The sequence below is a fragment of the Polyangium sp. 6x1 genome (assembly GCF_029946515.1).
In the GTDB taxonomy this organism is placed as follows: Bacteria; Myxococcota_A; Polyangia; order Polyangiales; family Polyangiaceae; genus Polyangium.
Genome location: NZ_JARZHH010000147.1, coordinates 1 through 8,422 on the forward strand (window position 1 = coordinate 1; position 8,422 = coordinate 8,422).

Sequence of the window (8,422 nt, forward strand, 5' to 3'; positions counted from 1 at the left end):
CTGCACCCGCGCCTGCGTCCGTCGCCGCGCCCGCATCGGCGCCCGCATCCGCGCCCGCCGCGGCGCCCGCGCCTGCGCCGGTGGCCACGCCTGCGCCCGCGCCCGCCGCACCCGACAACGCGCGCCTCATCCGCGTGCTGCTCGCGTTCTGCGCGGTCGGCCTGCTCGGCATCGCCGTGCTCATGGTCATGCTCCTGCGCAAGCAAGGCGAGCCGACCGCCACGACGACGACGCAGTCCCAGGAGAACGGGCCCATCGCCGTCGCCACGCCTCCGCCCGTCGCCACGCCCGCTCCGTCCGCCGTCGCCGCGCCTCCGCCCGTCGCCACGCCCGCTCCCTCGGCTGCGCCCCCGCCCGCCGAGAGCGCCTCCGCGGCCGCGTCCGCCGAGCCGCCCGCGGCCTCCGCGTCCGCCGTCGCGGCCGCCACGCCGCCGCCCTCGGGTGGGGACGAAGCGCCGAAGGGTGGCAGCGCCGGCGCGTCCGAGGGCGCGAGCAAGGCCCCGACGCCCGCGCCGGCTCCGGCCGCGGCGAACGGGACGCTCGTGGCCGTGGCCGTCGGTGGTCCGTGCTCGTTCACCGTGAACGGGGCCTCGAAGGGCAAGTCGTCGTCGCTGCGTTTGTCGCTGAAGGCCGGCACCTACTCCGTGACGTGCAAGCCCTCGAGCGGCGCCGCGAAGTCGAAGAGCGTGACCGTTCGTCCGGGCGAAACGGCCATGGCCATGTTCAAGCTCTGAGTCGGTCCGACCATCCGCCCATTCCCGTTCGTACGGGACGGTCCGGCTGCGGGATGGGCGCGCGGATTGCTTTCGTGGGTGGCGGACCGTGCGGCATCAGGCCCGCACCTCCGGGGCAAGACGGTGAACCATCAAGAAGCGTTGCGGATCGAACCCGACCGTAGCAGCAGCCCACACCTTCCGGATCTGCGCGGGCCGCGGCGCGTGGACGGAGCCGAGAGCCGAGTTGGACAGCTCCTCGAGGCGCTGCGAAAGCACGAAGGCAGGCACGTCGTCGTCATCCGGGGATACCCGGACCCCGACAGCCTGGCGAGCGCGTGGGCCCATCAAAGGCTCGCCGCGAGCGTGGGCATCGAGTGCGACATCGCCCATTTGCCGCTCGTGAGCCGAGCGGAAAATCGGGCGATGGTGAACTTGCTCGATCTCCCGCTCGTCCGCGTGACCGCGCCGGAAGACCTCGATCGGTACAGCGCGTTGAGCCTCGTCGACGCGAACTCGATCGAGCTGCCGAGGAGCGCAGGGCTGCCCTGCGTCTCCATCGTGGATCATCACGCCATTGTGGGAAAACCGACCGCGGATTTCGTGGACATCCGGCTCGGCGTGGGCGCGGCGAGCACGATCTACACAGAGTACGTGATCGAGGCGCCGACGCGGGTCCTGGAAAATGGCTCGATCGCGACGAGGCTCGCGACCGCGCTGGCCTACGGGATCCGGAGCGACACGGATGATCTGCTCCACGCGGCCGCCGACGATCTGCGGGCGCTCGCGAGCATCATCGAGCTCGTCGACACGGACGTGCTGAGCGCGCTGTCGCGGTACGCGATCCCGTCGAGCTCGATGCGGATCATGCGGCGGGCGCTCGAGGGGATGCAGGTCGAGGGGACGTGGGTCTTCGCGGGCGTGGGGCAGGTGCGCTCGCAGGACCGGGACGCGATCGGGCAAGCCGCCGACTTCCTCCTCCGGCGCGAGGGGATCAAGACGGCGATCACGTTCGGCCTGGTGGAGGGGTGGATCGACGGCTCGCTCCGCACGACGGACGCGTCGCTGGATCCGGCGACGTGGCTGCGCGACGCGTTCGGCATCGGCCCGCTCGGGATGCCCTACGGCGGCGGGCGGCGCGGCAAAGGCGGATTCCAGATCCCGCTCGGGCCGCTCGCGGCCTGCCCGAACCAGGAAGCGCTGTGGCAGGTTGTCCGGGAAATGATCGAGGACACGATCCGGAAACGGATCGGCACCTCGGACGAAGGAGGCTGAGGCATCGATCGTTATCGAAGAACGTCGGGAAAATCGGGGGGCGTCCGGGTCAACTCGGGCGCCCTTCGTGTCCGCGGGGGACGGCGACGAGGGTCGGCTCGGACGGTTTGTCCCTCGTCGATTCGGCGCTGAACGCGGACGAGAGCTCGTTCACGAGGGCGAGCGCGTCGAAGGGCTTGGGGAAGACGCGGCGGACGTCGAGGCCCATGATGCGCCGGCGGAGCTCGACGTGCGCCGAGACGACGATGACCACGCCGGGCCGCTCCTCCGCAGGTTTTCCGAGCAGCGCCCGGAGGACGCCCACGCCGTCGAGGCGCGGCATCATCAAATCGATGACGAGCGCGTCGACGTGATGGCGCTCGAGCAGCTTGAGGGCCTCCACGCCGTCAGCGGCGAGCAAGACGTCGAAGTCCGATACGACCAGGAGGTTGCGCATCGAATAACGAATCTCGTCGTCGTCGTCGACGATCAGAACGGTCGGTCGTGAGCGCTTTCCCAATTTCGTGCCCCCCACTGGCAATGGCCCCCTCCGTCCCTAATGAAGCCCCCGTCGACGAACGCAAGGTGGCACCGTGCAGGAGACGACGATCGATTGGACCGAGGTGATCGCGCGGGCGCCCGACGGGGTCGTCTGCGCGGACGAACGTGGGCGGATCGTGTACGCCAATCCCGCGGCGGAGCGCCTCCTCGGGCGCTCGCCCGGGGAGCTCGTCGGAGCGTCGTTCCCCGAGCTCGTGGCGCTCCCGGGAGGGGGAGATCATCACTGGGCGACGATGGCGCCGGAGCGAGCCATCGGACATCGAAAGGACGGGACGGACGTGCCGCTCGAGGTCTCGCTCGTGCCGTCCGGGATCTCGACGTTCGCGACGGCCTTCGTGCGGGACCTGTCGGCGAGTGATCGTTCGGTCACGACGAAGCTGCTCGCCGCCGAGCGCGAGTCGTTCCTGTCGATGGCCGCGCACCAGCTCCGCGCGCCGATCCAGCCGGTGCTGAACTCGCTCCGGACGATCGAGCGCGCGCTCGCCGTCGGAAAAACGCCGCCCGACGGGACGATGGCGCGCGCGCTGCGGCAAACGCTGCGGCTCGGGCGGCTCGTGGACGCGATCCTGAGCGACGCCGCGGCGATCGAGCGAGGGATGCTGGAGGTGCACGTGTCGGCCTTCGACCTCGCGGTCTTCACGCGCGACGTGGTGGAGGATTTCCGCGCGGCCGCGCCGACGCAGCGGCTCGAGTACCACGGGCCCGGCGACGGGGTGCTCGTGACGTCCGATCCGGATCGGGTGCACCAGATCCTGATCAGCCTGATCGACAACGCGATGAAGTACTCGGGGCGGCAGCGCCTCGTGACGGTGGAGGTCGAGGGGACGGAGTCGCGCGTGCGGGTGCGCGTGATCGATCAGGGGATCGGGATCCCGGCGGCGGAGCAGGCCAGTGTGTTCGGCAAGTTCTACCGCGGCTCGAACGTGCCGAACACGGCGAGCGGGCTCGGCGTCGGGCTCTACCTCGCGCAAGGCATCGCGACGCAGCTGCACGGGACCTTGACGGTCGCGAGCGAGGTGGGGCGAGGGAGCGCCTTCTCGCTGGTGCTCCCGAGGCACTGGCCGGAGGGCAAGAGCGTGGCGGCCCCGGCCCATCGAGGGAACCACGATGAAAGCCGTCCGCCGCATTGAGCCGAGCTACGAGGCGCTCGCAGCGAGGCTCGCCGAGGCCCAGGAGGAGAACACGCGTCTCCGCCGGGAAAACGAGCGCCTCGCGCAGGAGCGAGCGAGCCACGAGGCCGCCGAAGAGGACGCGCGGCTCGAGCTCCGGACGTTCTTCGCGCTGATCGCGCATCAACTGAAAAGCCCGCTCTTACCGCTGGAGGTCTCGCTCATGACGCTCGCGCGGGCGCTCGAACGAGGGACGAGCGTGCCGCCCGACACGTTCCCGCGGACGATGCGGCAGGCGCGCAGGCTGGGCCGCTTGATCGACGCGCTGCTCGTGGACATGCCCCGTATCGAGGACGGATCGCTCCACGTGGCCGCGCTGTCGTTCGACCTTCGAGACCCGGTGCGGCGGGCGGTCGGCGAGGCGCGGCTGATGCTGGAGTCGCGGACGTTCACGCTTCACGAGCCCGCCTCGCCGGTGCGCGTGCGGTGCGATCCGGAGCGGGTGGAGCAGATCGTGGCGTCGCTCGTGGAGAACGCGGTGAAGTACTCGCCGCCCGAGGCGCCGATTTGCGTGCGGGTGATCTCCGAGGACCGGGCGAACGCGACGGTGGTCGTGGAGGACCGGGGGATCGGCATCCCGGCGCGCGAGCTGAACCAGGTGTTCACGAAGTTCTATCGGGGTTCCAACGCGCCGAGCTACCTGTATCGCGGGCTGGGTGTAGGTCTGTACCTGGCACACCACCTCGCGACGCTCTGCCGAGGCCGTTTGTCGGTCGAGAGCGTGGAGGGCGAGGGGACGATCTGTCGGCTTTGCATCCCGCTCGACGCGTGATCTCGCGCCTCGACCGTGCGGGCCTTGCTCAGGCCGCGTGGCGCGCCCGTTGCTGGGGAGCGCGAGGCGATGCACGAAGATCCTCACAAGTCGGAAATGGGCGGCGCGCACCTCAACGGTCACGCGAGCGGGACAGCGCGGATGGTTCGTCAGGTAAAACGTGCCGACGACAAGCTGGTCGCCTTCGTCGAGGAGCGGCCGCTCGTCGCGCTCGGCGTGGCGCTCGCGTTCGGGTACGTGCTCGGCCGCGTGATGACGCGTCAGGGATAGAAGGGAGGGGCTCATGGTTGGCGAGAGACAAGCGGGGCAAAGCGGCGCGACGGAACAAGGGGCGGACCGTGGTCCCCTCACAGCGCTCGGGGGGGTCGATCCGAACGAGGTGCTCACGATGGTGAGCAACGTGGCGCGGGCAAACCCGCACGCGGCGCTCGCAGGCGCCGTCGCCGTGGGCTTCCTGCTCGGCGGCGGGCTGACGCCGCGGCTGCTCGGCGCAGGGGCGCTCTTCGTGGCGCGGCGGTACTTCCGCGCGACGGTGGAGGAGACGCTGGCCGGGTTCGAGCACGGGCTCGCCGAGCGGATCGGCAACGCCGGGGCGCGCTGACCGCCCGAACGCGAGGGGGACGCGAGCCGTCCCCCTCGGGACCCAACATGCTTTAAGGCACGGTCTCCTGCCGTCGCACGAAGCTCGCGCCGCGCGCCGCGAAGAGGCGCTCGACGGCGCCCGCCGCCGCAGGCGAGGCGCGGACCGCGACGAGCGAACCGCCCATGCCGACGGCGTCGTCGAGCAAGCGCGCCTCGAACGCCGGGAAGCGCGCCCCCAGGATCCCACCAAGAGCCACGCCGAGCGCGCCGATGACGCCGGCGCCCGCCGCCGCAGCGACGACGGGGCCCGCGAAGACGGAGCCCGTCGCAGGCACGACGAGCGAGCCCGCGGCGCCGAGCGCGCCCACGATCGCGCCGAGCAGGCCGCCCATCGCGGCGCCGATCGCGGCGCCCTCGGAGGCCTTGCTGCCGAGGTGGAGGCCGAGGTCGCCTCGATGGCCGACGTGCTTGGGGATGACGCTGACGTCGCCGGGCAGGACGCCGAGCCCGGCGAGCTCGGCGAGCGCGCCGTCCGCGTGCGCGCGTTCGAAGAAGAAAGCGATGAGGATCTCGTGTTTCATGGTGGATCTTCCGCCGCGCGAGGGCGCAGGTTCGCCTGGACTTTCGCGCGGACGAACCGCGCAGGAGCCGTCAGGCCCCAAAGCGTGCAAACCGTGCACGCAGCGCGTACACGGTTCGCACGGAGGTGTGAGGAACGCGCCGCGAGCGCCGGCGCGCGCCTCGGCGCTAGCGGCTCTGGCCCACCTCGTTCGACGTGGCGAACGAGCGCTCGCGGATCTGGCTCGCGGCCGACTCGAGCTCGCCCCGGACGCGTCCGGCGGCGAAGCGCGCGCGGTCCTTGACCCGATCGGCGCCCTGGCGGAGCCGCTCCCGGGTCTCTTCGCCCGTGCGCGGCGCGTAGAGCAGGCCGATGCCCACGCCGAGGGCCACGCCGATGCCGACCCCGATCGACGCTGGCACGAGCCAGCTCGCCGCGGTCCTGCGCTCGTAAGGGAACGATTCCGACAAACGCTGGAGGAAACCGTAGTTCTTCATCGTGTAGGCTCTCCGTCGGGGATGGATCGGAGCCTCACGTGGGGCCCAAAGCCCGTGTCGCCGCGGGCGACCTGGGAGCCCCGAGCGGGGCGAGGGACCACGTGAGCGCTCGATCGAATCCGCGCGGGAGGGCCAGGCAGCGCGCATGCCACGGCGGGAGCGGGCAGGGGGAGCGCACACGGCGCCGCGAGGATGTCCGCGGCGCCGTGCGCGGGGAGGATGCGAGAACGCGAGGAGCTATTTGCAGAAGCCGTCGATGCAGATCTTGCCCGAGGCGCAGGCGAGCCCGGCCGTGGGATCGCACTCGTTGCCGAGGTTATCGTTCGAGCCGCAGACCTGGTGGTCGCCGGACATCGTCGAGACGGTCTTGCAGACGTCGAACGACGGCAAGTTGTTGCAGGCGGTGTCGTTCGGCGGAGCGCACGAGATGTAGCAGGCGTGGTGCAGGCAGACGGAGCCCACGGCGCAGGCGTCCTGCACGCCATCCTGGTTGCAGTAGAACGCGGCCGTCTGGTTCGGGATGCAGCCGTTCTCCACCCAGACGTCGCCCGGCGGGCACATGCCCATGTCGCTGCGCGGGACGCACGCGCCGTCGACGCAGACCTGATCGGACGAGCCGCAGTCGTTCGTGATGGTGCACGGCTCGGCCGGCACGGTGCAGACGCCGAGGACCGGGTCGCAGGTGTAGCCGCCGTCGCAGTCGGCGTTGTCGTTGCACGACGGGGTGCATTTGCCGTCGACGCACTTGTTGTTCGAGGGGCACTGGGTCTGGTCCGTGCACTGATCCGCGGGCGCGGTGCAGACGCCGCTCACGCACGCGTAGCCCGCGCCGAGCCCGCTGCAGTCGGCGTCCGTGCCGCACGCCGCGGGGTTCTGCGGGACGCACTGCGAGGCCTCGCATGCGTAGCCGTAGATGCAGCCGACGACGTCGCAGGTGCCCGGCTGGCACGTGCCGTCGGGCCCGCACGTCTCGCCCATGGCGCAGTCGTCCGGGTTACCGCACCAGGTGACCGAGCCGCCGCCGCCGCCCGCGCCACCCGCGCCCGAGCCGCCCGCGCCGCCTTGGCCGCCCGTGCCGCCCGTCCCGCCGCTGCCTTGCTGGCAGCTCGCCGTCATGCCCTCGACGACGCACTCGAAGCCCTCGGAGCATCCCCAGACCGTGCAGTCGCCCGGGTGGCACTCGTTGTCGGTGCCGCACGTCTCGTTCAGGCCGCAGTCACGCGCGTCCCTGCAGCCCGGATTCGAGCAATCCCCGGACGTGCAGGGGCCTTCGTTCCACTCGCCGTCGTCTTCGTAGATGGGACAGCCTGCGAGGAGCGCCGCCGTCATCATGCCGATGAAGCCCAGCAGAGAAAGTCGCTTCATACCGTCTCCCGAAAAGCACCGACCATGCTGCGAAGAGAGTCCTCCCGGGCCTTGACGACGGCCAGGGCAACGGGCGGAGCGTAGCAAGGGACATGCCTCGTACAAGGCCGCGGGATCGCGTGGGGTTTTGTCGGCGGATCCGCCTCGGAGGCAGGAGGGCAGGCGTGGCGCGTGGGGTCGGACCGTGAAAGGGCGTTCACGATCGGCTGTGGCGTCCCGGATCCGAAAGTCAGGGGGCGGAGGATCCACGGGCCGAGCGCGTCGAAGAGTGGAGCCGGACGGGGCAAGCGCGGTAGAAGTAGGGAGCCTGATGCGCCGCGGCGCCGGCCCGCGCGGCCATTGCGTCCCGGTACACAAAGAGGAAAGCTGCCAAGTTCCCCATGGAAGTCACCTGCGAGCGCTGCGGCACGGTGTACGACTTCGACGACGCCCTCGTCTCCGAGCGCGGCACGTCGGTCAAGTGCACGACCTGCGGGCATCAGTTCAAGGTGCGTCGCGCATCCGTGGGGACGGTCCCCGACACGTGGGTCGTACGCACCGTCGACGGGCGCGAGATCGAGTTCACCGCGCTGCGCGAGCTCCAGGGCGCGATCCACGACGGGAAGGTGACGCGCGACGACGTGCTCGCCCGCGGCAACAGCCGGCCGCGCAGGCTCGGCTCGATCGCCGAGCTCGATCCGTTCTTCAACCGCATCGGCATGACGGTGCCCGGCACCGGGACGACGCCGCCGCCGCCCGCCGCCCGGACCCGAACGAGGACGCCCCCAGGCCTCGGCGGCGGGACGGCGCAGCCCCCGCGGCAAGAGGGATCGGTCGTGTTCGCGTTGCCCGGGCGCCAGCAGCCCCAGGCGTCCGCGCCCGCGCCGCAGCCCGCGGCGGCCCCGCGGCGCGGATCGGTGCCGCCGCCTCCGCCCGTGGCGATGGGCGGCGCGCTGCTCGGCAGGCGGCCC

General features: G+C 71.4%; 10 protein-coding genes and 1 pseudogene. 7 read left to right on the forward strand and 4 right to left on the reverse strand.

What is annotated here, in order from left to right; genetic code table 11:
• Positions 1–734: pseudogene (locus QHF85_RS49085) on the forward strand (hypothetical protein); the annotation flags it as partial.
• Between the two features lie 123 nt (positions 735–857).
• Entirely contained in the window at positions 858–1,988 is a 1,131-nt protein-coding gene (locus tag QHF85_RS49090) for a hypothetical protein (protein ID WP_281334470.1), read from the forward strand.
• Between the two features lie 49 nt (positions 1,989–2,037).
• On the opposite strand, the gene QHF85_RS49095 is transcribed toward QHF85_RS49090, so the two are convergent.
• A complete protein-coding gene (locus QHF85_RS49095; protein ID WP_281334471.1) occupies positions 2,038–2,502 on the reverse strand; it encodes a response regulator in 465 nt (154 codons plus the stop codon).
• A 58-nt stretch (positions 2,503–2,560) separates the two neighbouring features.
• Between QHF85_RS49095 and QHF85_RS49100 the strand changes: the two genes are divergently transcribed.
• The 4 genes from QHF85_RS49100 (at position 2,561) to QHF85_RS49115 (ending at position 5,070) form a co-directional block, all read left to right on the forward strand.
• A complete protein-coding gene (locus QHF85_RS49100; protein WP_281334472.1) occupies positions 2,561–3,658 on the forward strand; it encodes an ATP-binding protein in 1,098 nt (365 codons plus the stop codon).
• Positions 3,636–4,469: a HAMP domain-containing sensor histidine kinase gene (locus QHF85_RS49105; RefSeq protein ID WP_281334473.1), complete on the forward strand. Its 834-nt coding sequence runs from the start codon at positions 3,636–3,638 to the stop codon at positions 4,467–4,469. The genes QHF85_RS49100 and QHF85_RS49105 overlap by 23 nt, the downstream gene beginning before the upstream one ends.
• A 69-nt stretch (positions 4,470–4,538) precedes the next feature.
• Positions 4,539–4,739, forward strand: a complete 201-nt coding sequence (locus QHF85_RS49110) for a hypothetical protein (RefSeq protein WP_281334474.1) — start codon at positions 4,539–4,541, stop codon at positions 4,737–4,739.
• A 13-nt stretch (positions 4,740–4,752) separates the two neighbouring features.
• A complete protein-coding gene (locus QHF85_RS49115) occupies positions 4,753–5,070 on the forward strand; it encodes a hypothetical protein (RefSeq protein ID WP_281334475.1) in 318 nt (105 codons plus the stop codon).
• 52 nt (positions 5,071–5,122) lie between these two features.
• Here the strand turns inward: QHF85_RS49115 and QHF85_RS49120 are convergent, their stop codons facing one another.
• The 3 genes from QHF85_RS49120 to QHF85_RS49130 form a co-directional block, all read right to left on the reverse strand.
• Entirely contained in the window at positions 5,123–5,632 is a 510-nt protein-coding gene (locus tag QHF85_RS49120) for a hypothetical protein (protein ID WP_281334476.1), read from the reverse strand.
• A gap of 166 nt (positions 5,633–5,798) precedes the next feature.
• A complete protein-coding gene (locus tag QHF85_RS49125; RefSeq protein ID WP_281334477.1) occupies positions 5,799–6,107 on the reverse strand; it encodes a YtxH domain-containing protein in 309 nt (102 codons plus the stop codon).
• Between the two features lie 237 nt (positions 6,108–6,344).
• A complete protein-coding gene (locus QHF85_RS49130; protein ID WP_281334478.1) occupies positions 6,345–7,472 on the reverse strand; it encodes a hypothetical protein in 1,128 nt (375 codons plus the stop codon).
• 380 nt (positions 7,473–7,852) lie between these two features.
• Here QHF85_RS49130 and QHF85_RS49135 point away from each other — a divergent pair.
• On the forward strand, positions 7,853–8,422 hold a 570-nt coding region (locus tag QHF85_RS49135), incomplete at its 3' end, for a zinc-ribbon domain-containing protein (RefSeq protein ID WP_281334479.1).

Coding starts and splice junctions, on each gene's coding strand:
- QHF85_RS49105 (WP_281334473.1), top strand. CDS start 3,636: ATGAAAGCCGTCCGCCGCATTGAGCCGAGCTACGAGGCGCTCGCAGCG.
- QHF85_RS49110 (WP_281334474.1), top strand. CDS start 4,539: ATGCACGAAGATCCTCACAAGTCGGAAATGGGCGGCGCGCACCTCAAC.
- QHF85_RS49115 (WP_281334475.1), top strand. CDS start 4,753: ATGGTTGGCGAGAGACAAGCGGGGCAAAGCGGCGCGACGGAACAAGGG.
- QHF85_RS49120 (WP_281334476.1), bottom strand. CDS start 5,632: ATGAAACACGAGATCCTCATCGCTTTCTTCTTCGAACGCGCGCACGCG.
- QHF85_RS49125 (WP_281334477.1), bottom strand. CDS start 6,107: ATGAAGAACTACGGTTTCCTCCAGCGTTTGTCGGAATCGTTCCCTTAC.
- QHF85_RS49130 (WP_281334478.1), bottom strand. CDS start 7,472: ATGAAGCGACTTTCTCTGCTGGGCTTCATCGGCATGATGACGGCGGCG.